The 22,337-nt window shown below is 69.7% G+C and carries 20 protein-coding genes and 1 tRNA gene; 18 read left to right on the forward strand and 3 right to left on the reverse strand.

Annotation, left to right across the window (positions count from 1 at the left end):
• Positions 1-99 precede the first annotated feature (99 nt).
• The 4 genes from J2X68_RS17670 (at position 100) to J2X68_RS17685 (ending at position 3,923) form a co-directional block, all read left to right on the forward strand.
• On the forward strand, positions 100-1,422 hold the full coding sequence (locus J2X68_RS17670) for a replication initiator (protein WP_310433502.1): 1,323 nt from the start codon (positions 100-102) through the stop codon (positions 1,420-1,422).
• Positions 1,398-1,592, forward strand: a complete 195-nt coding sequence (locus tag J2X68_RS17675; protein ID WP_132888890.1) for an AlpA family transcriptional regulator — start codon at positions 1,398-1,400, stop codon at positions 1,590-1,592. Before J2X68_RS17670 ends, J2X68_RS17675 begins: the two co-directional genes overlap by 25 nt.
• Positions 1,589-2,962: a tyrosine-type recombinase/integrase gene (locus J2X68_RS17680; protein WP_310433503.1), complete on the forward strand. Its 1,374-nt coding sequence runs from the start codon at positions 1,589-1,591 to the stop codon at positions 2,960-2,962. The genes J2X68_RS17675 and J2X68_RS17680 overlap by 4 nt, the downstream gene beginning before the upstream one ends.
• Positions 2,963-3,035: 73 nt before the next feature.
• Positions 3,036-3,923: a nuclease-related domain-containing protein gene (locus J2X68_RS17685; RefSeq protein WP_310433504.1), complete on the forward strand. Its 888-nt coding sequence runs from the start codon at positions 3,036-3,038 to the stop codon at positions 3,921-3,923.
• Between the two features lie 45 nt (positions 3,924-3,968).
• Here J2X68_RS17685 and J2X68_RS17690 read toward each other — a convergent pair whose 3' ends face one another.
• The gene (locus J2X68_RS17690; protein ID WP_310433505.1) at positions 3,969-4,718 is read right to left on the reverse strand and encodes a hypothetical protein; all 750 of its coding nucleotides are present in this window, start codon (positions 4,716-4,718) and stop codon (positions 3,969-3,971) included.
• Positions 4,719-4,949: 231 nt separating this feature from the next.
• Positions 4,950-5,021, reverse strand: a tRNA-Arg gene (locus J2X68_RS17695).
• A 114-nt stretch (positions 5,022-5,135) separates the two neighbouring features.
• On the opposite strand from J2X68_RS17695, the gene J2X68_RS17700 reads away from it, so the two are divergent.
• On the forward strand, positions 5,136-5,663 hold the full coding sequence (locus tag J2X68_RS17700; RefSeq protein WP_310433584.1) for a response regulator: 528 nt from the start codon (positions 5,136-5,138) through the stop codon (positions 5,661-5,663).
• Here J2X68_RS17700 and J2X68_RS17705 read toward each other — a convergent pair.
• Positions 5,649-5,798, reverse strand: a complete 150-nt coding sequence (locus tag J2X68_RS17705) for a hypothetical protein (protein WP_310433506.1) — start codon at positions 5,796-5,798, stop codon at positions 5,649-5,651. The genes J2X68_RS17700 and J2X68_RS17705 overlap by 15 nt on opposite strands.
• Before the next feature lie 439 nt (positions 5,799-6,237).
• On the opposite strand from J2X68_RS17705, the gene nrtL reads away from it, so the two are divergent.
• The 13 genes from nrtL (at position 6,238) to J2X68_RS17770 (ending at position 22,312) form a co-directional block, all read left to right on the forward strand.
• Positions 6,238-7,455, forward strand: a complete 1,218-nt coding sequence (gene nrtL / locus J2X68_RS17710; protein WP_310433507.1) for an ArgS-related anticodon-binding protein NrtL — start codon at positions 6,238-6,240, stop codon at positions 7,453-7,455.
• Positions 7,456-7,470: 15 nt separating this feature from the next.
• Complete coding sequence (gene lysA, locus J2X68_RS17715; protein WP_310433508.1) at positions 7,471-8,862, forward strand: diaminopimelate decarboxylase; 1,392 nt, start codon at positions 7,471-7,473, stop codon at positions 8,860-8,862.
• 275 nt (positions 8,863-9,137) lie between these two features.
• Positions 9,138-10,436, forward strand: a complete 1,299-nt coding sequence (locus tag J2X68_RS17720; protein WP_310433585.1) for a homoserine dehydrogenase — start codon at positions 9,138-9,140, stop codon at positions 10,434-10,436.
• A gap of 6 nt (positions 10,437-10,442) precedes the next feature.
• Complete coding sequence (thrC, locus tag J2X68_RS17725; RefSeq protein WP_310433509.1) at positions 10,443-11,501, forward strand: threonine synthase; 1,059 nt, start codon at positions 10,443-10,445, stop codon at positions 11,499-11,501.
• A 295-nt stretch (positions 11,502-11,796) separates the two neighbouring features.
• Positions 11,797-12,741, forward strand: coding sequence for a homoserine kinase (gene thrB / locus J2X68_RS17730; RefSeq protein WP_310433510.1), 945 nt, complete (start codon positions 11,797-11,799; stop codon positions 12,739-12,741).
• A gap of 405 nt (positions 12,742-13,146) precedes the next feature.
• Positions 13,147-15,174: a transcription termination factor Rho gene (gene rho, locus J2X68_RS17735; RefSeq protein ID WP_310433511.1), complete on the forward strand. Its 2,028-nt coding sequence runs from the start codon at positions 13,147-13,149 to the stop codon at positions 15,172-15,174.
• Positions 15,175-15,360: 186 nt separating this feature from the next.
• Positions 15,361-17,178 carry a trypsin-like serine protease gene (locus tag J2X68_RS17740; protein WP_310433512.1) on the forward strand — a complete coding sequence of 606 codons (1,818 nt, stop codon included), beginning with the start codon at positions 15,361-15,363 and terminating at the stop codon, positions 17,176-17,178.
• Between the two features lie 169 nt (positions 17,179-17,347).
• Positions 17,348-18,487, forward strand: coding sequence for an LCP family protein (locus J2X68_RS17745; RefSeq protein ID WP_310433513.1), 1,140 nt, complete (start codon positions 17,348-17,350; stop codon positions 18,485-18,487).
• 149 nt (positions 18,488-18,636) lie between these two features.
• Positions 18,637-18,861 (forward strand): 50S ribosomal protein L31, encoded by a 225-nt coding sequence (gene rpmE / locus J2X68_RS17750; protein WP_062642060.1) that lies wholly within the window; start codon positions 18,637-18,639, stop codon positions 18,859-18,861.
• A gap of 108 nt (positions 18,862-18,969) precedes the next feature.
• The gene (gene prfA / locus J2X68_RS17755; protein ID WP_310433514.1) at positions 18,970-20,046 is read left to right on the forward strand and encodes a peptide chain release factor 1; all 1,077 of its coding nucleotides are present in this window, start codon (positions 18,970-18,972) and stop codon (positions 20,044-20,046) included.
• Positions 20,047-20,091: 45 nt separating this feature from the next.
• Positions 20,092-20,937, forward strand: coding sequence for a peptide chain release factor N(5)-glutamine methyltransferase (prmC, locus tag J2X68_RS17760; protein ID WP_310433515.1), 846 nt, complete (start codon positions 20,092-20,094; stop codon positions 20,935-20,937).
• A 53-nt stretch (positions 20,938-20,990) separates the two neighbouring features.
• On the forward strand, positions 20,991-21,638 hold the full coding sequence (locus J2X68_RS17765) for an L-threonylcarbamoyladenylate synthase (protein ID WP_310433516.1): 648 nt from the start codon (positions 20,991-20,993) through the stop codon (positions 21,636-21,638).
• Complete coding sequence (locus tag J2X68_RS17770; RefSeq protein WP_171399476.1) at positions 21,635-22,312, forward strand: protein-tyrosine-phosphatase; 678 nt, start codon at positions 21,635-21,637, stop codon at positions 22,310-22,312. Before J2X68_RS17765 ends, J2X68_RS17770 begins: the two co-directional genes overlap by 4 nt.
• Positions 22,313-22,337 lie beyond the last annotated feature (25 nt).

A 22,337-nucleotide genomic window follows, 5' to 3' on the forward strand; every position in this document is an offset into this window, starting at 1 on the left:
ATCCCGCCGCCCCGGGGCCGTCCCTCCCAACCGCCGAAACAGCCGAAAGGAACACCCATCATTACCCGGCAGACTCCGCCCCCGCTGGCGGAACTCTCCATGCTGGCCTCTCTCGGCACCATGCCTGAGCTGGCCCGCCAACTCTCCGGCCTGGGCGGCTGCACCCACCCTGTCCGCCTCGACGGCCACCGCACCGAGTACGCCGTCGCCACGACAACCGGCGAGATCGGCCGCACCCTGCACCACCTCGACTCGACCGCCCTCCCGGCCGGCCAACTCCTCGTCCGCTGCAACAACCGCCGCGCGACCCGCTGCCCGGCCTGCGCCGAGACCTACCGCCGCGACACCTACCACCTGATCACTGCCGGACTACGTGGCGGCAAAGGCACCTCGGACCAGGTCGCCACCCACCCGCGCGTCTTCGCCACCTTCACCGCCCCCGGCTTCGGCCCGGTCCACAACCGCCGCACCGACGGACGCCCCTGCCGCTGCGGTGCCCGCCATGACGAGAACGACAGCAGGTTAGGCACGCCCCTCGATCCGGACCGGTACGACTACGAAGCGGCCGTGCTCTGGAACGCCCACGCCGGGCACCTCTGGCGGCGCTTCTCGATCTACCTCCGCCGGGAGATCGCCAAGCGCGCCGGCCTCACCCAACGCACCTTCCGTGACCACGCACGGGTCTCCTTCGCGAAGGTCGCCGAGTATCAGAAGCGCGGTGCCGTGCACTTCCACGCGGTCATCCGTATCGACGGCCCGGAAGGCGGAGACACCCCACCGCCCGCCTGGGCGACGGCAGAGCTCCTGACCGACGCCATCCAGGCCGCAGCCACCGCCGCCCGCGTCGAGGGCCCGACCATCGACGGACGCGCCCATACCTTCGCCTTCGGCCGCCAACTCGACGTCCGCACGATCCGATCCGCCGACTTCGACAACGGCCAGGAGCTCACCGAACGAGCCGTAGCGTCCTACATCGCGAAGTACGCGACCAAGGGGGCCGAGACGGCGACCGGCACGCTCGACCGCCCGCTCAAGTTCCTCGCCGAACTCGCCCAGGCGCGCATCTCAGACCACGCCCGGCGCATGATCCGCGTCGCCTGGTCCCTCGGTGCACGCCCCGAGCTCGCGGAGCTCGGCCTACGCGCCTGGGCGCACATGCTCGGCTTCCGCGGCCACTTCTCCACCAAGTCCCGCCGCTACTCCACCACCCTCGGCGCCCTGCGTACCGCCCGCGCGGACTGGCGACGCGCACAGGTCGCCGCGGTGGTCGAGACAGAACTGACGGAGATGACCCTCGTCCTTTCGCACTGGGTCTTCGCCGGAACCGGCCTCTCCCGCGCCGAAGCCTGGCTCGCCGCATCCCTCGAACCCGCCGCCGGAACGGAAGGAGAACCGACATGGACGCCCGTCGCGACGAGCTGATGACCGTTCGCCAGGTCCTGGATGAGCTGGGCGGCGTCTCTCGCCGGACGTTCTACCGCTGGCGGGAGCTGGGATACGGGCCGGCCGCGTTCAAGCTGCCCAACGGAGAGCTCCGGGTATGGCGGAGCGACTTCACCACGTGGCTTCGACAGCTGGAGGCAGCGGCGTGAAGTCCCTTGACGTGAAGGTCTGGGCGGTTCGCAAGCGGGACACCAAAACGCCCTCGTACGGTGTCCGCTGGTCCGTTGCCGGCAATGTGCTCTCGGAGTCCTTCCGCACGAAGGCGCTCGCCGACCACTTCCGCACGAAGCTCATGCGAGCGATGCGCGACGGTGAAGAGTTCGACACCGAGTCGGGCCTCCCGGCCTCGATGGAAGAGAAGAAGTCGGCCGCGTCCTGGTACGCCTTCGCCCTCAGATACCTGGCCATGAAGTGGCCCCATGCCGCCCCCAATACGAGGGACGGCATCAATGAATCCCTTACCAGCGTGACGCTGGAGCTCCTCGACGAGCGTGCCGGACGGCCGTCCGATGAGGTGATCCGCAGAGCGCTGCGCAACTGGGCCTTCGTCTTGCCGGGGCCCGACGATCGGGAAGTGCCGGACGACGTACAGAACGTTCTCCACTGGGTGTCCAAGGCCTCTCGGCCGCTCGCCGATCTTGCTGAGCCCGCCACGGCCCGCGCGGTTCTCGATTCGCTGAAGCTCAAGCTCGACGGCACAGCGGCGGCGGCAGAGACCGTGCGGCGCAAGCGTCGGACGCTGGTCAACGCCGCTAACTATGCGGTTGACCTGGGGGAGCTGCGCGAGAACCCCATCACAGCGGTTCGCTGGCAGAAACCGAAGGTGTCCAATCAGGTGGACCCGCGCGTCGTTGCCAACCCGGAGCAGGCTCGCAGCCTCCTGGCAGCCGTCTCCTATGTGGGCGGGTATCGGCGTGCCCGCGGCCGTCGTCTCGTGGGTCTGTTCGCCGCGATGTATTTCGGTGGCCTTCGGCCGGCTGAAGCCGTCGGCCTCGCGGAGACGGACCTGAACCTCCCCGAACAGGGCTGGGGCTCGGCGGTGCTTCACCGAACGCGCCCGTCGGTCGGCAAGCAGTGGACCGATTCTGGGGAGACCCACGATGACCGCGGGCTGAAGAACCGGCCGACCGAGGACGTCCGGCGGGTACCTATTCCGCCTCACCTCGTCGCCGTGTTCCGTGAGCACCTGGCCACCTTTGGTACGGCGGACGACGGGCGCCTCTTCTTCAGCGAGAAGGGCTCGGTCGTCCCGTTCTCCACCTACTACCGCGTCTGGCAAGAGGCCCGGCTCCTCGCGCTCCCGCCGGCCGCCGCCTCCTCGCCGCTCGCGAGTCGGCCGTACGACCTCCGTCACTCCGCACTGTCCACGTGGCTCAACGCCGGCGTCGACCCGACCGAGGTCGCCGAGCGCGCCGGCAACAGCGTCGAGGTGCTGCTGACCCGCTACGCGAAGTGCCTCGACGGACGGCAGGACGTCGCCAACCGACGTATCGAGGACCTTCTGCGCGAGTACGAGTGAGACACCCTGCACCCCACCGAGGCCCCGGGCATCTTGTCCGGGGCCTCTCTCGTTTTGAGCGCTACCTGCTGCGATGCTTCGAGCCGAGAGCGGACGAGGGGGGCTCGTGGAGCTGAGGGTGACGCGTTGGAAGCGATACGGACAGGATCGTCTGTACGCGAACCTGCCGGATGGCACCGCGGTTGGCTGGGCGGACGTCAGGACGGGGGACATCACGGTCCTGGTCGCCGAGTATCGCGACGACGTGGTTGCCGTGCTGACACGCCACTTACGGAACGACTCCGAGTCGGTCATGCCGCAGGGGGCACCTGAGGCTGAAATGCGCCCCATGCTGCCGCCGTTGACGTCGGCCGACGACCTGTCCACCAACCGCCCTGGTGAGTCTCTCCGGGACCTGCTCGACAAATCCGGGGTGGGTCTGATTGAGCGGCTCGTCTCACAGCTCTTGCGGCGTCGCACAGAGTGGGACTCCTGGCGCAAGGGACTGGCGGGGGAGAGGAGAGTGGGAGCCGAGCTGAACCGTTTGGTGCGTCACGGCTGGCGGGTCCTGCATTCCATTCCCCTGGCCGACAAGGTGGACGTCGATCACTTGCTGGTCGGGCCCGGCGGCGTGTTCAGCATCAACACCAAGCACCACCACAAAAAGGCCGTATGGGTCGGAGACGATTCCGTGAAGGTCAACCGCGGAAAGCCGGCTCCCTACGCACGCAAGAGCCGGGCGGAAGCGAAGCGAGTAGCTCGCGTACTTGAGCACTACTGCGGTTTTCCCGTACCGGTTGAGCCCGTGCTCGTCTTCGTCGGCGTGACCGATCTGAAGGTGGTTGCCACACAGCTCAGCGTGCGCGTGTACCAGGAGCGTCAGGTGGCGGCACTGGCGCCGCTCTCCGGGGTGCTGACGGCCGAGCAGGTCGAGCAGGTGTACAGCGTCGCCCGCCATCGACAGGCTTGGAGCCAGGCCTGAGGCAGCCCGTCTCAGCGAGGGGTCAGTGATTCTGCCGGAAGCGGTTCACCCGTCCCAGCGGGTTGCAACGGCATCCGCGACGCTGAAGACAGCCTCACATTCGGCACATTGCGCTCTACCGAAAAGATAGGTCAACTTGCCCGCGACTTCGGGCTGGTTGTCGGCAAGCGCGCGACTGTGCAGTCTTTGGGCAAGCCCCTCCAGCGATGAGGAGTCTGCGGGCTGAAGAGGGAGCTTCTTTGCCGCGGTCTCGTTCATGTACATGCTGTCCGTAGTCGAGAAGAAGCCGTACTCACCGAAGGCTATGAAGTTCTCGGCGCTGCACGCGGGGCAGGGCACTTCGTACTCGTCATCGTTCAGGCCGTCGAGTTGTTCGCCCCAAACCGGGACATCCTCGAATCCGAGGAGTGCGGCGAGCAAGTAGACGTAAGTTCCGGGGGCATCGCCCAGGCTCGGATCCCGGAGAGCTTCCTCAGCCAGTTGCAGCAGGTCGGACATCTCCGAGGCATAGGCCACGTGGGGATCTTGTTCGCCGTATGGCTGGTCAGTGCTGGCCGCGATGGCACCGGCCAGCAAGAGGGGTGCCTGTCTGGCCGCGGGTGACCACTGGCGCGCCATGTCTCGTAGGGCCGGCAAGGCCGCGTGGCTTGCCGAGTAGACGGTGCCCTGATGGCACAGTCGGGACCAGAGCTCGGTCCAGTCTGAATCGTTCGGGGCTTGGCTCACCTTGTCGAGCAGACCGGGAACGTCGTCTGCCGTGCCGTAGGCGTGGTTGAGCTGCGACCAGTCCGTCATGTCGGCGATCTAAGCAGTCGGGTGCCGCAGACTTCACGACCGGGGGCGTGCCAGTCGAGCTGTCGTCGGAAAGCAGTCGGCGACCTGCGGCGATGCCTCAAGATCCCGTCCACGCCTCGTCCACAGACACCGACATGCGGCCGCTCCGGGCTGCATCTGCCTGCACATACGCGAAGACCCCGGCCTCAGCGTTTCCGCTGGTGACGGGGTCTTTGGGCACCTTCTGCAAGGTGCCCCCGGCAGGATTCGAACCTGCGCACACGGCTCCGGAGGCCGTTGCTCTATCCCCTGAGCTACGGGGGCGTGTCGGTCGTGAGGTGTTGCTCGCGGCGACGGGTAGAACACTACCAGCTCGCTCGGGGTGTTCATGAACGGGTTTCTGCGGGTCCGGGGAGGGGTGTGGGTCGCCCGCACGGGGTGGAAGTGGGGAAAACCCGGACGCGGTGGCCGGAGCGGACCTACTCTCGAGTTGTGCCAGGCGCGTCGGGCCGGGTGCTTGTTGTCGACGACAACAAGGTCATCCGGCAGCTGATCAGGGTCAATCTCGAGCTGGAGGGCATCGAGGTCGTGACCGCGGGCGATGGTGTCGAGTGTCTGGATGTCGTTCATCAGGTGCAGCCTGATCTTGTGACGCTCGACGTCGTCATGCCCCGGTTGGACGGGTTGCGTACCGCCGCTCGGCTGCGTGCGGATCCGCTGACACGTGATCTTCCCCTTGTCGTCATCAGCGCCTGTACGCAGTACGAGGTCGAGACCGGTCTCGAGGTCGGCGTCGACGCGTTTCTGGCGAAGCCCTTCGATCCGGCGGAACTTGTCTCCGTCGTGCGGGAGTTGATGGAGCGTCGGGAGGGTGGTCTGGGGCTGGAGAGAGGGCTCGGGACTGTGTTGGGGGCGGGGCCGGGAGTACGGCCGGGGCCGGGCAGCGCGGGCTCAGGAGCCGAATAGCGCCGTCCTGCAGGCCTGAGGAGACACCATCAGCGGCCAGCTGGTGCTCTGGATGCGACGAGTGCGTTGTTTCACTTCAGCCAGTTCGATGCGTTGAATCCGATCCATCAGATCCATCAGATCCATCAGATCCATCAGATCCGTCCGATCAGTGCGATCTGTCAGGTCCGTGCGGTAGCGAAGCGGAGATCGGGCGCGATCTCTGGTCCCCTCCCGCCCTCTCTGGTCCGGGCTGGTCTGTGCGTCCCAGTGGGTGCTGTCGGCCGCATCTCGCCTGGCTCGGCCGGCTCAGTGCCCGGCTCTGTAGGCCCGGCCCCCTGCCCGGCTCTGCAGTCCCGGCCCCCGCATGCCTGCCCAGAGCGGCACCGCCCGGCGTACCTGCGTAGAGCGGTTCGCGCGGCCCCCGGTCGGCAGCTCACCCCCACCCCCTCCGCTTACTCCCCCTCCGCTCACCCCCTCCGCGCTCACCCCCTTTCCGCGTCCAGCCCCACGCTCCCGCGCCCGTGCGTCCACATCGCGGACCTCTGGCAAACCGGCTCGCCTACCCACCCCCCTCCTCCCCTACGCTTGTCCCGTGACCCCCGTCGAGCTCTCACGTACCGTGCTGCGCGCGGTGCGTCGTGCTGTCGATGGCGGGGAGCTGAGTGTGGTCGTGCCGGGGCGGGCCGTGGTCACCGTTCCGGGGCCCGGTGGCTGTGGTGACTACGCGACCAACATCGCCCTTCAGCTCGCGAGGCCGGCCGGGCAGCCGCCGCGGCGGGTCGCCGAGATTCTCCGGGCGCATCTGCTCGGGGCCGGCGGGGTCGGTGACGTCGTCGTCACGGGGCCGGGGTTCCTCAACATCAGCCTGCAGAGGGCGGAGACGTCGGCCTCGCTCGTCCGGGAGATCCTGCGGAGCCGGAGCCGGAGCCGGAGCGGTAGCCCGGGCGGGGTGGGGGACGGGTACAGGCACGAAGGCGGGTACGAGTACAGGTACGGGTACGCCGAGCGGGCCACCGGTGAGCTCGTGCAGCTGCACGCACCTCATGAGGTGCGCGCCGTCGTCGTCATGGATGTCGTCGCCCGTCTGCTGCGGTCGCAGGGCGCCCTCGTGCGCACCAGTTGTGCGGCGCGTCCCGAGCGGGAGTGGACCGAGGTGCTCGGTGTCGAGGTCGACGCGTACGGCACGCCCGACGCGCCGGCCCCGCTCGAGGTCAACGTGCGTCCCGTCCCCGCGCCTCACGACCCGGTTCCCTCCCCCCACGCCGACCTCGTCCTCGGCCGCGACGCCGGTTCCGGGGCTTCTCTCCCTCACCCCGCCCCCGCCCTCACCCCCACCCCCGTCCCGCTCATGTCCCTGGGGCGTGACGCCGGGCGTTGGGCTCTGGTGTGGTCCGCTGTTCATGATCGGCCGCGGGTCAGCGGGGAGTATCTCGTGCAGCGGGAGGGTAATCCGCTCTTCCGGGTCCGTTACGCCCATGCCCGCACCCGGGCGCTCAGCCGTAACGCCGCCGACCTGGGCTTCGAGGCGCAGGCCGGTGACGTCCCGGGTGTTCGCGCGCTCGAGGTCGTCCTCGCCGATCATCCCCGCATCCTCGCCGCGGCCGCGGCACAGCACGCTCCCGACCGGCTCGCCCGGCATCTCCTCGCCGTCGCCGACGCCGTCACCCCGCTGCTTCCCACCGTTCTGCCCCGTGGTGAGGAGAAACCCTCGGCCGCCCACCGTGCCCGGCTGGCGCTTGCCGAAGCCGCCGGGACGGTGCTGGCCGGCGGCCTGTCCCTGCTCGGCATCGACGCACCCGACCATCTCTGAAAGAGCACGCCCAAGATGAGCCGTTCCGCCCACCCCGCCGGGCCCCGTCACGCCGACGTCCTTCCGGAGGGGCACTACTCCGCCCCGCCCGCCGATCTCAACGCCCTCCACCCGAAGGTCTGGGCGCACACCGTCACCCGGAACACCGACGGTGTGCTGACCGTGGGCGGGGTCGACGTCTCCGCTCTCGCCGAGGAGCACGGCACCCCCGCCTACATCCTCGACGAGGCCGATTTCCGGGAGCGGGCCCGTGCCTGGCGCACCGCCTTCGGGACCGACGCCGACGTGTTCTACGCGGGCAAGGCGTTCTTGTCCCGGGCCGTCGTGCGGTGGCTGCACGAGGAGGGGCTCAACCTCGACGTCTGTTCGGGCGGCGAGCTCGCCACCGCCCTCTCCGCCGGCATGCCCGCCGATCGCATCGCCTTCCACGGCAACAACAAGTCCGTCGCCGAGATCCACCGCGCCATCGAGGCCGGCGTCGGACGCATTGTTCTCGACTCCTTCCAGGAGATCGTGCGCGTCGCCCATGTCGCGCAGTCCCTCGGTAAGCGGCAGCGGGTGCAGATCCGTATCACCGTCGGCGTCGAGGCCCATACGCACGAGTTCATCGCCACCGCGCACGAGGACCAGAAGTTCGGCATTCCGCTCGCGGGCGGACAGGCGGCGGAAGCCGTCCGGCGGGCTCTGCAGCTCGACGGCCTCGAACTCATCGGGCTGCACTCCCACATCGGGTCGCAGATCTTCGACATGTCCGGCTTCGAGGTCGCCGCCCACCGGGTCGTCGGACTGCTCAAGGACATCCGTGACGAGCACGGCGTAGAACTGCCCGAGATCGACCTCGGCGGTGGCCTCGGCATCGCGTACACCGGCGACGACGACCCCCGCGAGCCCCACGAGATCGCCAAGGCGCTCACCGAGATCGTCACGCGTGAGTGCGAGGGGGCGCGGCTGCGCACCCCGCGGATCTCCGTCGAGCCGGGGCGGGCCATCGTCGGGCCGACCGCCTTCACCCTCTACGAGGTCGGCACCATCAAGCCCCTCGACGGGCTGCGCACGTACGTCTCCGTCGACGGCGGCATGTCGGACAACATCCGGACCGCGCTGTACGACGCGGAGTACAGCGTGGCGCTGGTCTCCCGGACCTCGGACGCCGCGCCGATGCTCGCGCGGGTAGTCGGCAAGCACTGCGAGAGCGGCGACATCGTCGTGAAGGACGCGTTCCTGCCGTCCGACCTGGCACCGGGTGACCTGATCGCCGTACCCGCCACGGGCGCGTACTGCCGGTCCATGGCCAGCAACTACAACCACGTGCTGCGGCCGCCCGTGGTCGCCGTGCGGGACGGGGAGTCGCGGGTCATCGTGCGGCGGGAGACCGAGGAGGACCTGCTGCGGCTCGACGTCGGCTGAGAAGGGCCGGAACAGGGGACGGAAGGGCCGGCGGGAGGGCGGATACGACCGCCCGGAGAATGATTGCCGGAACGACTGCCGGAACCACCGCCGGAACGCTGCCGGAAAGGCCGGTATCGGCGGCGGAATAGGGCGGAAGATCTCCTGTCTGCCGCCCCTGTGAAAATGAAATAGATGTCTCACGATCCGGACCAGGGATAGAAACTCCGGTCCGGTGAGTGAGACTGGGGCAACCGGAAACAACCGTAGACGGTATGAGGAAACGAGGTCGGATGATGCGTACGCGTCCGCTTAAGGTGGCGCTGCTGGGCTGTGGAGTGGTCGGCTCAGAGGTGGCGCGCATCATGACGACGCACGCCGACGACCTCGCCGCGCGGATCGGGGCCCCCGTGGAACTCGCCGGCGTGGCGGTCCGGCGGCCTTCCCGCGTCCGTGAGGGCATCGACCCCGCCCTCGTCACCACCGACGCCACCGCCCTCGTCAAACGAGGCGACATCGACGTCGTCGTCGAGGTCATCGGGGGCATCGAGCCCGCTCGTACGCTCATCACCACCGCCTTCGAGTACGGCGCCTCCGTCGTCTCCGCGAACAAGGCGCTCCTCGCCCAGGACGGCGCCGCCCTGCACGCCGCCGCCGAGGAGCACGGCGAGGACCTCTACTACGAGGCCTCCGTCGCCGGCGCCATCCCGCTGATCCGGCCGCTGCGCGAGTCCCTCGCCGGCGACAAGGTCAACCGGGTGCTCGGCATCGTCAACGGCACCACCAACTTCATCCTCGACAAGATGGACTCCACCGGCGCCGGGTATCAGGAGGCCCTCGACGAGGCCACCGCCCTGGGATACGCCGAGGCCGACCCCACCGCCGACGTCGAGGCCTTCGACGCCGCGGCCAAGGCGGCCATCCTCGCCGGGATCGCCTTCCACACGCGCGTGCGCCTCGACGACGTCTACCGCGAGGGCATGACCGAGGTGACCGCGGCCGACTTCGCCTCCGCCAGGGAGATGGGCTGCACCATCAAGCTCCTCGCCATCTGCGAGCGGGCCGCGGACGGCGGGTCGGTCACCGCACGCGTGCACCCCGCGATGATTCCGCTGAGCCACCCGCTGGCCTCCGTGCGCGGCGCCTACAACGCCGTGTTCGTCGAGTCGGACGCGGCCGGTCAGCTCATGTTCTACGGCCCCGGCGCCGGCGGTGCCCCCACCGCCTCCGCCGTGCTCGGCGACCTCGTCGCCGTCTGCCGCAACCGGCTCAGCGGGGCAACGGGGCCCGGCGAGTCGGCGTACGCCGCCCTGCCGGTGTCGCCGATGGGCGACGTCGTCACGCGCTACCACATCAGCCTGGACGTCGCCGACAAACCGGGTGTTCTCGCCCAGGTCGCGACCGTGTTCGCCGAGCACGGGGTGTCCATCGATACGGTGCGCCAGCAAGGGCGACAGGACAGCGACGGCGAGGCCTCTCTCGTCGTCGTCACCCACCGCGCGTCCGACGCCTCCCTGACCGGGACCGTCGAGGCGCTGCGCAAGCTCGACACCGTGCGGGGTGTCGCCAGCATCATGCGGGTCGAAGGAGAGTAACCAGCAATGACTCACCAGTGGCGCGGAATCATCGAGGAGTACCGGGACAGGCTGCCGGTATCCGACAGCACTCCGGTCGTGACGCTCCGTGAGGGTGGCACGCCCCTCGTGCCCGCGCAGGTGCTCTCCGAGCGCACGGGCTGCGAGGTCCACCTCAAGGTGGAGGGCGCGAACCCCACCGGTTCCTTCAAGGACCGGGGCATGACCATGGCCATCACGCGGGCCAAGGAGGAGGGCGCGCAGGCCGTCATCTGCGCCTCCACCGGCAACACCTCCGCGTCCGCCGCCGCGTACGCGGTGCGGGCCGGGATGGTCTGCGCCGTCCTCGTGCCGCAGGGCAAGATCGCGATCGGCAAGATGGGCCAGGCCCTCGTGCACGGCGCGAAGATCCTCCAGGTCGACGGCAACTTCGACGACTGCCTCACGCTCGCCCGCGGGCTGAGCGACAACTACCCGGTGGCGCTGGTCAATTCGGTGAACCCGGTGCGCATCGAGGGCCAGAAGACGGCCGCCTTCGAGATCGTGGACATGCTCGGCGACGCCCCCGACATCCACGTCCTGCCGGTCGGCAACGCGGGCAACATCACCGCGTACTGGAAGGGGTACCAGGAGTACGCCGCCGACAAGATCGCCGCGCGGACCCCCCGTATGTGGGGATTCCAGGCGTCGGGCAGCGCCCCGATCGTGCGCGGCGAGGTCGTCAAGGACCCGTCGACCATCGCCACCGCGATCCGCATCGGCAACCCGGCCTCCTGGAAGTTCGCGCTGGCCGCGCAGGAGGAGTCCGGCGGCTTCATCGACGAGGTGACGGACCGTGAGATCCTGCGCGCCTACCGGCTGTTGGCCGCTCAGGAGGGCGTCTTCGTGGAGCCCGCGTCCGCCGCGTCGGTGGCCGGTCTGCTGAAGGCCGCCGAGCAGGGCAAGGTCGACCCGGGCCAGAAGATCGTGTGCACCGTCACCGGCAACGGTCTGAAGGACCCCGACTGGGCCGTCGCCGGCGCGCCGCAGCCCGTCACCGTCCCGGTCGACGCGGTGACGGCGGCCGAGCGCCTCGGCCTGGCGTAGGCGGACCGCGCGTCGCCCGTGCGTCACGCACGGGCGACGCGCAGGGGGCTTTCCCGCGCAGGGGTGCACAGGGGGCTTACGACACGCATCGTGCGCCGCCCGTGCGCCCTATGTCGCCACAGAACCTTCCTTCGATAGGCTGTACCGAATCCGCCCGCCGCATATGCCGCAGTGCCGCGTTGTCGCCGTGTCATCGCCGCGTCGTCCCCGCGGACTCCAGGGTTCTCCGTACAGGTCTCCCGCACATATCGAATGTCATTCGACAATCCCGCAGCTCAAGGAGAGTCATCGCGAGATGGCCGGTCCCGCCTTCCGCGCCGCCCCCGTCCGGGTGCGCGTTCCCGCCACCAGCGCCAACCTCGGTCCGGGCTTCGACGCCTTCGGCCTCGCGCTGGGGCTCTACGACGACGTCGTCGTCCGGGTGGCCGACTCCGGGCTGCACATCGACATCGCGGGGGAGGGCAGCGAGACGCTGCCCCGTGACGAGAAGCACCTGCTCGTCCGCTCCCTGCGCACCGCCTTCGACGTCCTGGGCGGCCAGCCGCGCGGCCTGGAGATCGTCTGCGCCAACCGCATCCCGCACGGCCGTGGCCTCGGTTCCTCCTCCGCCGCGATCTGCGCCGGGATCGTCGCCGCGCGCGCGGTGACCATAGGCGGCGAGAACAAGCTCGACGACGCCGCGCTGCTCGAGCTCGCGACCGAGATCGAGGGCCACCCGGACAACGTCGCGGCCTGTCTGCTGGGCGGGTTCACCCTGTCCTGGATGGAGGCGGGCGCAGCGCGGGCGATCAGGATGGAGCCCGCCGATTCCATCGTTCCGGTGGTTTTCGTGCCCGGGAAGCCGGTGCTGACCGAGACCGCGCGCGGTCTGCTCCCGCGCTCCGTCCCGCATGTCGACGCCGCCGCCAACGCGGGCCGCGCCGGACTGCTCGTCGAGGCCCTCACCCGGCGCCCCGAGCTGCTGCTGCCCGCCACCGAGGACCGTCTGCACCAGGAGTACCGCGCACCGGCCATGCCCGAGAGCGCGGCACTGGTGGAACGGCTGCGCGCCGACGGGATTCCCGCCGTCATCTCCGGTGCCGGACCCACCGTGATGGCGCTGGCCGACGCGGGCACGGCCGACAAGATCGAGGCCTCGGCCGGCGCGGACTGGGCCGCGAACCGCCTGGCCCTGGACCTGAAGGGCGCCTGCGTGCTGCCGCTCGCGCCCGCTGGTGACAGCCACTCCGGCGACATTTAAGAGCACGGTTGCCGGATTTCGAGAGGGGGAATGTTTGTTGGATCCGGTAGTGTTAACCTCAAGTCTGCACCCGACCCCACCATGGCGAGGTGCTTCATGTCCCGCTTCGGGACAGACATTCTTCCGGGAGCTCCCCAAGCCGCACTGCGTTCCGTACGTCGTACCTGGGCAGTACGCAGTACAGCGACGCTGAGTGGTCCACAGGGCACGCTCCGGAATCGGTGCGACCACGCCGCGTGACACTGAGTGTCATGGCTCGTCGCGGTAGCGCCATCACCAGCAAATTCTCTTCCGCCGCTTTGGCGGACCACCGCCCCGGCTTCGCCACAGCAAGGACCGAAGTCGGACAGCACAACCGGTCGCCGAGCCAGACAGGCCGACGTCCGCTCCAGGGAAGGACCCTTCGTGAGCGACACCACCGATCTGATGGGCGCACGTGTCGAGGAGACCGCTGCCGCGCCCGCCACGGACGCCTCCGCGCCTGCCACCGGTGCCGGCTCCCGGCGGCGCCGCGGTACCGGCCTCGAGGGCATGGTGCTGGCCGAGCTTCAGCAGGTCGCATCCGGCCTCGGCATCAGGGGCACGGCGCGTATGCGCAAGAGCCAGCTGATCGAGGTCATCAAGGAGGCGCAGGCGGGCGGCGGAGCAGCCGCCCCCAAGGCCGCGTCGACCCCCGCCGGGGACGCCGCCGAGACCAAGCCCAAGCGCCGCGCCACCTCCAAGGCGCGCACCGGCGACGAGTCCGCCGAGAAGAAGGCGGACACCGCCAAGGCCGAGGCCCCCGCCGAGAAGGCCGTGGCCCAGCAGCAGATCGAGATCCCGGGCCAGCCGGCCAGCAACGACGCGCCCAGCGAGCGCCGTCGCCGCCGTGCCACCGCCGACGCGGGCAGCCCGGAGACGGTCGTCGCCGAGGCGAAGGCCGCCCCGAAGGCCGAGGCGTCCGCCCCGGCGCAGGCCGAGTCCCAGGCGCAGCCGCAGGGCGACGCGAAGAGCGACGCCGACGGTGGCGAGGGCCGCCGCCGCGACCGCCGTGAGCGTGGTCGCGACCGCGGTGACCGCGGCGACCGCCGCAAGGGTGACGACCAGCAGGGTGGCGGCCAGCAGCAGCGCGGCGGCCAGCAGCAGGGTCAGCAGCAGGGCGGCGGCCGCCAGGACCGCCAGCGCGACAACGGCCCGCAGGACGACGACGAGTTCGGCGACGGCCGGCGTGGCCGCCGCGGACGCTACCGCGACCGCCGTGGCCGCCGTGGGCGCGACGAGATCGGCGCCGCCGAGCCGCAGGTCGCCGACGACGACGTCCTGATCCCCGTCGCGGGCATCCTGGACATCCTCGACAACTACGCGTTCATCCGCACGTCGGGCTACCTGCCGGGCCCCAACGACGTGTACGTCTCGCTCGCCCAGGTCCGCAAGAACGGCCTGCGCAAGGGTGACCACGTCACCGGTGCGGTCCGTCAGCCCAAGGACGGCGAGCGCCGCGAGAAGTTCAACGCGCTCGTCCGCCTGGACTCCACCAACGGCATGGCGCCCGACTCCGGGCGCGGGCGACCGGAGTTCAACAAGCTGACCCCGCTCTACCCGCAGGACCGCCTCCGTCTGGAGACGGACCCGGGTGTGCTCACCACCCGCATCATCGACCTCGTGTCGCCGATCGGTAAGGGCCAGCGCGGTCTGATCGTGGCCCCGCCGAAGACCGGCAAGACCATGATCATGCAGGCGATCGCCAACGCGATCACGCACAACAACCCCGAGTGCCACCTGATGGTCGTCCTGGTGGACGAGCGTCCGGAAGAGGTCACCGACATGCAGCGGTCGGTGAAGGGCGAGGTCATCTCCTCGACCTTCGACCGCCCGGCCGAGGACCACACCACGGTCGCCGAGCTCGCCATCGAGCGCGCCAAGCGTCTGGTGGAGCTGGGCCACGACGTGGTCGTGCTGCTCGACTCGATCACGCGTCTGGGCCGTGCGTACAACCTCGCCGCCCCGGCCTCCGGCCGCATCCTGTCCGGTGGTGTCGACTCGACCGCCCTGTACCCGCCGAAGCGCTTCTTCGGTGCGGCCCGCAACATCGAGGACGGCGGCTCGCTGACCATCCTCGCCACCGCTCTGGTGGACACCGGGTCCCGCATGGACGAGGTGATCTTCGAGGAGTTCAAGGGCACCGGCAACATGGAGCTCAAGCTCGACCGGAAGCTCGCCGACAAGCGCATCTTCCCGGCGGTGGACGTCGACGCGTCCGGTACCCGTAAGGAAGAGATCCTGCTCGGCAACGAGGAGCTCGCCGTCACCTGGAAGCTGCGCCGGGTGCTCCACGCCCTCGACCAGCAGCAGGCGATCGAGCTGCTCCTCGACAAGATGAAGCAGACGAAGTCGAACGGCGAGTTCCTGATGCAGATCCAGAAGACGACGCCGTCGACGGGCAACAACGACTGACGGACGACCGACGGCCGATGACCGACGTCTGAGGTCCGACGCAGTTCCGCAGCACCGCGACCGAGGGCCGCCCCCGCACAGGGGGCGGCCCTCGGTCGTGTCGTGCCGCGGGATACGATCTCGCTCTTCACGCAATTCTCAGATTGCGTTTTTCTTCGAACTTCTTGATCCCTAGGGGGGACTTGAGTGGGTACACCCACGTCAGGGGGCGGTCGCCACAGACGCCGGATACGGATCGCGCTGCCCGTCGCCGCGGCCGGACTGGCCGCCGCCGTCGCCGGCACGCTGTTCCTGTCCTCGGCGCAGGCCGCCGAGGCGCCGCCGTCGCCGGCGCACGGTACGACGCTGACGACCGAGCGACTCGAGAAGCTCGCCGCCGTGGCGGTCGCCGGTGACGACATCCCGGGCCAGACCTCGAAGGCGTCGCAGAGCGCGAGCGACAGCGCGAGCAGCACCACCACCAAGGTCGACCCGAAGATCATCGGTGGTACGACCACGACCATCACGAACGCGCCGTGGATGGCCCAGCTCTGGTACGGCGACGACCGGGGCACCACCACGACCAGCGACGACATCGGCTTCTTCTGCGGCGGCTCGGTCATCTCGCCGACGAAGATCCTCACCGCCGCGCACTGCGTCAAGGGCTACAACTGGAACGCCCACGGCTTCGTCGTCACGGGCAGCACGCAACTGCTCTCCGACGACGGCGACCTGCACGGCGGCACCGCCACCGGCGTCTGGCGCCAGTGGAACCACTGGTCGTACAGCGACACGACGCTCGACAACGACATCGCCGTGTTGACCCTGCCGAACCCGGTCAAGGCCACGCCGATCAAGATGACCACGAACACCGACAGCGCCTCGTACGCGACCGGCACCAAGGCCACGCTGTACGGCTGGGGCCGCACCAGCTCGGCCACGCAGGACATCTCCGAGACGCTGAAGACGGCCGAGCTGCCGATCCAGTCGAACACCACCTGCTCGGCCTACTACGGCGCCGAGTACCTCAAGGGCCACATGATCTGCGCGGGCACGCCCGCCACCGGCAGCGACACGGGCACCACCACCGCCTGCAACGGCGACTCCGGCGGCCCGCTGATCGTCAAGAACGCGGCCGGCGAGAACCGCATCGTCGGCGTCGTCTCCTGGGGCGTGAAGGACTGCGTCGCGAGCGGCGCGTACAGCGTCTTCAGCAAGGTCTCCACGTACGCCGCCAGCGCCTACCCGCGCGTCGACGACACCAACCTCAACGGTGACCACCTCGCCGACCTGTGGGCGCGCAACTCGTCCACCAAGACCGGCTACGAGCTGGACTCCAAGGGCACCTCGCTGGCCTCCCGCCAGTCCTGGGGCACCTGGAGCGGCTTCAACCTGATCGTCCAGACCGACCTGGACCGGGACGGCTACCAGGACCTGATCCTGCGCCGCGCCTCGGACGGCGACGTCTTCTGGAAGCACTACGTGGCCTCCAGCGAGACCTGGGCGACCAAGCTGATCGGGGACAACTGGAAGACCCGCACCCAGATCGTCGCCCCCGGCGACGTCACGGGCGACTACCTTCCGGACCTGCTCGCCGTGGACTCGGCCGGCGCGCTCTGGGTCTACCCGGGCAAGGGCAACGGCACCTTCGCCGCGCCCGTCAAGAACGGCACCGGCTGGAACGCCTACAACGTCGTGCGCGGCCACGGCGACTTCAGCTTCGACGGCAAGACGGACCTGATCGCCCGCGACAAGGCCACCGGCGCGGTCTACCTCTACAAGGGCAACGGCACCGCGACGAGCGCCTTCGCGGCCCGTATCAAGGTCGCCACCTGGACCAACACGACGTACAACGCCATCGCCGCCGTCGGAGACGTCAACGGCGACGGTCTGGCCGACCTGCTGGCCCGTACCCCGGCGGGCACCCTGTACCTGTACAAGGGCACCGGAAAGGCCACCACTGCGATCTTTGCCACAAGGGTCTCACTCGGGACGTCTTTCCAGCAGTACGACCTGTTCGGCTGAGTCCGGCCGAACGCGCAGGTGAGCGGGGGTGGACCCCGCTCACCCGCGTCACGCCCCGTGCCCGGTCCATCGCGGACCGGGCACGGGGCGTTGTGCAACCCTGTCCCGAGTTTCCCCGTCTGACCTGGCGGAGTGACGATGGTGAGGTTGCACGAGAACTGAGGAGCACATGTCCGCCGAGAGCACGCCGGAGCCCGGTACGCAGGGCGAGGCCGGCACAACGAGCGGGGCGGTCGGCAGCGACGGACCACGCCACCGCAGGCAGCGTGGCCGACGCAAGGGGGTGCTGATCGCCGCCTGGAGCGCCGCGGGCGTCCTCGTGCTGGGCGGCACCGGCGTCGGCTACCTCTACTTCAAGCTCAACGGCAACATCAAGAGCGTCGACATCGACCAGGCCCTGGGCGCCGACCGGCCCACCAAGGTCGACAACGGCTCCGAGAACATCCTGGTGCTCGGCTCGGACACCCGCTCCGGCACCAACAAGAAGCTCGGCGGCGGCACGGACGACGGCAGCGCCCGCTCCGACACCGCGATGATCATCCACGTGTACGAGGGCCACAAGAAGGCCAGCGTGGTCTCCATACCGCGCGACACCCTCATAGACCGCCCCGCCTGCACCGACACGAGCGGCACCACGCACGACGCCGCGTCCGACGTGATGTTCAACTCGGCGTACTCGACGGGCGGCGCGGCCTGCGCCGTGAAGACGGTCGAGTCGATGAGCGGCGTCCGTATGGACCACTACCTGGAAGTCGACTTCTCGGGTTTCGAGAAGCTCATCGACGAACTCGGCGGCGTCGAGGTCACCACGACGAAGGCCATCGACGACCCCGACAGCCACCTGAAGCTCAAGGCCGGCACCCACACGCTCACCGGCGAGCAGGCCCTCGGGCTGGTCCGCACCCGGCACGGCGTCGGCGACGGGTCCGACCTCGGCCGCATCCAGCTCCAGCAGGCCTTCATCAAGGCACTGGTCGACCAGGTCGAGCACGTCGGCCTGTTCTCCAGCGGCACCAAGCTGTACGACCTCGCCAACACCGCGACCAAGGCCGTCACGGCGGACTCGAAGCTCGGCTCGCTGAACTCCCTCATGTCCTTCGCGAACGGCCTCAAGGGCATCAGCGCCGACAACATGAACATGGTCACGATGCCGGTCCGGTACGACCCGTCCAACCTCAACCGGGTCATCGTCGCCGAGGCGAAGGCCGAGCAGGTGTGGACGGCCCTGAAGAACGACCGGCCCATCCCGAAGGCCGCCACCGAGGGCACCGCCACGGGCGAGGCCGCGGGCGTCGTGGCGTCCTCCTGAGGGCCTTCGCGCACCCCGGGGAATAGATCCCCCCGCCCCCCGGTTTTGGGGGATGCGCCCAGTCCTGGCAGACTGGTACGTCGGCTCCGGTTCACGTTTGCCGTATCCCGCGGCAGCGACCCGGCGCCCTCCCGAAACTAGGAGACACCTTGAAGCGCGACATCCACCCCGAGTACGTCGAGACGCAGGTCAGCTGCACCTGTGGCGCCTCGTTCACCACCCGTAGCACGATCGAGAGCGGTTCCATCCGCGCCGACGTCTGCTCCGAGTGCCACCCGTTCTACACGGGCAAGCAGAAGATCCTCGACACCGGTGGCCGTGTGGCCCGCTTCGAGGCCCGCTTCGGCAAGGCGCCCGCCGGCTCCAAGAAGTAGCGAGCCCCTTTTCGCCGGTCCACGGCCGTGTCCCCGCCCAGGGGCACGCCGGGACCGGCGTTTTTGGTCGCCCGCCCTTCCCCCACGCACGTCATTCAGGAGCGCATCATGTTCGAGGCCGTCGAGGAGCTGCTCGGAGAGCACGCCGACCTGGAGAAGAAGCTCGCCGACCCGTCGGTCCACTCCGACCAGGCCAACGCGCGCAAGCTGAACAAGCGCTACGCCGAGCTGACGCCCATCGTCGGCACGTACCGCTCCTGGAAGCAGACCGGTGACGACGTCGAGACCGCGCGCGAGTTCGCCGCCACCGACCCGGACTTCGCCGCCGAGGTCAAGGAGCTGGAGAAGCAGCGCGAGGAGCTGACGGAGAAGCTGCGGCTGCTGCTCGTGCCCCGGGACCCGTCCGACGACAAGGACGTCATCCTCGAGATCAAGGCGGGCGCGGGCGGCGACGAGTCGGCCCTGTTCGCCGGCGACCTGCTGCGCATGTACCTCCGGTACGCCGAGCGCGTCGGCTGGAAGACCGAGATCATCGACGCGACCGAGTCCGAGCTGGGCGGCTACAAGGACGTCCAGGTCGCGGTGAAGACCAAGGGCGGGCAGGGCGCCACCGAGCCCGGGCAGGGCGTCTGGGCGAGGATGAAGTACGAAGGCGGCGTGCACCGGGTGCAGCGGGTCCCCGCGACCGAGTCCCAGGGCCGGATCCACACCTCCGCCGCCGGTGTGCTCGTGACGCCCGAGGCCGAGGAGGTCGACGTCGAGATCAACGCGAACGACCTCCGCATCGACGTCTACCGGTCCTCCGGGCCCGGCGGGCAGTCCGTCAACACCACCGACTCCGCCGTGCGCATCACGCACATTCCCACCGGAGTCGTCGCTTCCTGCCAGAACGAGAAGAGCCAGTTGCAGAACAAGGAGCAGGCGATGCGTATCCTGCGCTCCAGGCTGCTCGCGGCGGCACAGGAGGAAGCGGAGCGGGAGGCCGCCGACGCCCGCCGCAGCCAGGTCCGCACCGTCGACCGCTCCGAGAAGATCCGCACGTACAACTTCCCGGAGAACCGCATCTCGGACCACCGCGTGGGCTTCAAGTCGTACAACCTGGACCAGGTCCTGGACGGCGACCTCGACGCGGTGATCCAGGCCTGCGTCGACGCGGACTCGGCCGCCAAGCTCGCAGCCGCGTAAGCGTTGTAGGACGTACGCACGACGAGTACGACACGGAGGACTTGCGTGAACCTGCTGCTCGCAGAGGTGGCCCAGGCCACCCAGCGGCTGGCCGACGCCGGCGTGCCCTCGCCGCGCAACGACGCGGAGGAGCTCGCCGCGTTCGTGCACGGCGTGAAGCGCGGTGAGCTCCACTCCGTGAAGGACTCCGACTTCGACGCCCGTTACTGGGAGACCATCGCCCGGCGGGAGCAGCGCGAGCCGCTCCAGCACATCACCGGGCGGGCCTTCTTCCGGTACCTGGAGCTCCAGGTCGGCCCCGGCGTCTTCGTACCGCGCCCGGAGACCGAGTCCGTGGTCGGCTGGGCCATAGACGCGGTGCGCGCCATGGACGTCGTCGAGCCCCGCATCGTCGACCTGTGCACCGGCAGCGGCGCCATCGCGCTCGCCCTCGCCCAGGAGGTGCCGCGCTCGCGCGTGCACGCCGTGGAGCTGTCCGAGGACGCCCTGCGCTGGACCCGCAAGAACATGGAGGGGTCCAGGGTCGACCTGCGTCAGGGAGACGCCCTGGACGCCTTCCGCGACCTCGACGGCCAGGTCGACCTGGTCATCTCCAACCCCCCGTACATCCCGCTCACCGAGTGGGAGTACGTGGCGCCCGAGGCACGCGACTACGACCCCGAACTCGCCCTGTTCTCGGGGGAGGACGGCCTCGACCTGATCCGCGGCATCGAGCGCACCGCGCACCGGCTGCTCCGCCCCGGCGGCGTCGTCGTCATCGAGCACGCCGACACCCAGGGCGGCCAGGTGCCCTGGATCTTCACCGAGGAGCGGGGCTGGGCCGACGCGGCCGACCACCCCGACCTCAACAAGCGTCCGCGCTTCGCGACCGCCCGCCGGGCGACGCCGTGAGCGCCCCCCGCACTTTCGACCCGCAGCAGTACGTGTACGAGGAGGCCCGCTAGATGGCACGGCGATACGACACCAACGACGCGACCGACCGTGTGACCGGTCTGCGCGAGGCCGCGTCCGCCGTCCGCCGTGGCGAGCTCGTGGTCCTCCCGACCGACACGGTGTACGGCATCGGCGCCGACGCGTTCTCCTCGGAGGCCGTCGCCGACCTCCTGCACGCCAAGGGCCGGGGCCGCAACATGCCCACCCCCGTCCTCATCGGCTCCCCGAACACCCTGCACGGGCTCGTCACCGACTTCTCCGAGATGGCCTGGGAGCTCGTCGACGCGTTCTGGCCGGGCGCGCTGACGCTCGTCGCCAAGCACCAGCCGTCCCTGCAGTGGGACCTGGGCGACACCCGCGGCACCGTCGCCGTCCGCATGCCGCTGCACCCGGTCGCCATCGAACTGCTGACCGAGGTCGGTCCGATGGCGGTGTCGTCGGCGAACCTGACCGGGCACCCCGCGCCGGAGAACTGCGACTACGCCCAGGAGATGCTCGGCGACTCCGTCTCCGTCTACCTCGACGGCGGCCCGACCCCCGGCAACGTCCCCTCCTCGATCGTCGACGTCAGCCGGGAGGTGCCGCTGCTGCTGCGTGAGGGCGCGATCTCCGCGGACGAGCTGCGGAAGGTCGTACCCGACCTCGAGGTGGCGAATTGACAGCCCCTGACGCGGGGCGTGGCATAGGCAACGGGGAGCGTGCCGCGGAACAGACCACGACGTTCGGGTTTCCGCGCGACAGCTTCCGCATCCTCCACGTCAGCACCGGCAACGTCTGCCGCTCGCCGATCACCGAGCGGCTGACCCGGCATTTCGTGTCGCAGCGGCTCGGGGTGCTGGGCCGCGGGCTGATCGTGGAGAGCGCGGGCACCTGGGGCCATGAGGGCGCGTCCATGGAGGCCAACGCGGAGACCGTGCTGGCCGACTTCGGCGCGGACGCCACCGGGTTCACCGGCCGTGAGCTCCTCGACGAGCACGTCATCATGGCCGACCTCGTCCTGACGGCGACCCGCGACCACCGCGCCCAGGTCATCTCCATGGGCCACTCGGCGGGACTGCGCACCTTCACCCTCAAGGAGTTCACCCGCCTGGTGAACGCCATCGACCCGGCCACCCTCCCGCCGCTGGACGAAGGCGTGGTGATGCGCGCCCGGGCCCTGGTCCGCGCGGCGGCGGCGCTCCGCGGATGGCTCCTGGCCCCGACGCTCGAGGCGGACGAGGTCTACGACCCCTACGGGGCGCCCCTGCCGTTCTTCCGCTCGATCGGCGACGAGATACACCAGGCCCTGGACCCGGTCGTCACCGCGCTCACCGGGGTTCCCGCCCGGATGTAGCGACCGCGCGCACCCCTCGGCCCGG

This window comes from Streptomyces sp. 3330 (genome assembly GCF_031456635.1).
Classification (GTDB): domain Bacteria; phylum Actinomycetota; class Actinomycetes; order Streptomycetales; family Streptomycetaceae; genus Streptomyces.

Excerpts from the sequence above, each read along its gene's own strand:
- J2X68_RS17670 (WP_310433502.1), top strand. The coding sequence starts at position 100 with ATGCTGGCCTCTCTCGGCACCATGCCTGAGCTGGCCCGCCAACTCTCC.
- J2X68_RS17675 (WP_132888890.1), top strand. The coding sequence starts at position 1,398 with ATGGACGCCCGTCGCGACGAGCTGATGACCGTTCGCCAGGTCCTGGAT.
- J2X68_RS17685 (WP_310433504.1), top strand. The coding sequence starts at position 3,036 with ATGCTTCGAGCCGAGAGCGGACGAGGGGGGCTCGTGGAGCTGAGGGTG.
- J2X68_RS17690 (WP_310433505.1), bottom strand. The coding sequence starts at position 4,718 with ATGACGGACTGGTCGCAGCTCAACCACGCCTACGGCACGGCAGACGAC.
- J2X68_RS17705 (WP_310433506.1), bottom strand. The coding sequence starts at position 5,798 with ATGGATCTGATGGATCTGATGGATCTGATGGATCGGATTCAACGCATC.
- lysA (WP_310433508.1), top strand. The coding sequence starts at position 7,471 with ATGAGCCGTTCCGCCCACCCCGCCGGGCCCCGTCACGCCGACGTCCTT.
- J2X68_RS17720 (WP_310433585.1), top strand. The coding sequence starts at position 9,138 with ATGCGTACGCGTCCGCTTAAGGTGGCGCTGCTGGGCTGTGGAGTGGTC.
- thrC (WP_310433509.1), top strand. The coding sequence starts at position 10,443 with ATGACTCACCAGTGGCGCGGAATCATCGAGGAGTACCGGGACAGGCTG.
- thrB (WP_310433510.1), top strand. The coding sequence starts at position 11,797 with ATGGCCGGTCCCGCCTTCCGCGCCGCCCCCGTCCGGGTGCGCGTTCCC.
- J2X68_RS17745 (WP_310433513.1), top strand. The coding sequence starts at position 17,348 with ATGTCCGCCGAGAGCACGCCGGAGCCCGGTACGCAGGGCGAGGCCGGC.
- prfA (WP_310433514.1), top strand. The coding sequence starts at position 18,970 with ATGTTCGAGGCCGTCGAGGAGCTGCTCGGAGAGCACGCCGACCTGGAG.
- J2X68_RS17765 (WP_310433516.1), top strand. The coding sequence starts at position 20,991 with ATGGCACGGCGATACGACACCAACGACGCGACCGACCGTGTGACCGGT.